The 290-nt window shown below is 50.3% G+C and carries 1 rRNA gene; it reads right to left on the bottom strand.

The features are described from left to right. A 5S ribosomal RNA gene (rrf, locus tag Q7C33_RS28990) occupies nucleotides 1–100 on the bottom strand; the annotation flags it as partial. Between the last annotated feature and the right edge of the window lie 190 nt (nucleotides 101–290).

Below are 290 nucleotides of genomic sequence, written 5' to 3'. Positions count from 1 at the left end.
CTCTCACATGGGGAAACCCCACACTACCATCGGCGATGCATCGTTTCACTGCTGAGTTCGGGATGGGATCAGGTGGTTCCAATGCTCTATGGTCGTCAAGAAATTCGGGTACTGAGTCGTGGCCTCAAAGCCTCGCTTCAGCAAATTGGGTATGTGACAGCTGTCGGTGCTTGGTGAATTTCGAACTTTCGGTTCATCTCGTCTTCACACACCGCAATCTGGCCTCTTTCGAGTCTACAGATTGCTTGGGTGTTATATGGTCAAGCCTCACGGGCAATTAGTACAGGTTA

Origin of the sequence: Pseudomonas sp. BP11-1-1, from assembly GCF_052112105.1 — a bacterium.
GTDB classification, from domain to species: domain Bacteria; phylum Pseudomonadota; class Gammaproteobacteria; order Pseudomonadales; family Pseudomonadaceae; genus Aquipseudomonas; species Aquipseudomonas alvandae.
Note: the sequence above shows the minus strand (reverse complement) of the source record. Positions and strands in the feature narration are given on the sequence as shown.